The following is a 255-nucleotide window of genomic DNA, read 5'->3' on the forward strand; positions in this document are numbered from 1 at the left end:
CCGACGATGGACTCGTCAACTGGCTTCATGATGCCGTGCTCCATCAGCATGTCCTCCAGCTCATCCATGGAGATCGGGGTAGGGATGATGCCTTTGCCGCCATTGTGGTGGATCCTGGTCGCAAGATTGCGATAGTGATCGGCTTGCTGGGACTCCGGCGCATACTCCAGCACGGTCATGCGGCGCAGCTCCGCGTGCTGCACGACGTTGTCGCGCGGCACGAAATAGATCAGCTGGGTGCCGAGCTTCTTGGCG

At 60.4% G+C, this 255-nt stretch carries 1 pseudogene; it reads right to left on the minus strand.

Features of this window, described 5'->3' with window-relative positions:
* Positions 1 to 255, minus strand: a pseudogene (gene nifH, locus ACZYOF_RS44785) (nitrogenase reductase); the annotation flags it as partial.

Source organism: Bradyrhizobium sp. LeoA1Lang (genome assembly GCF_055413685.1).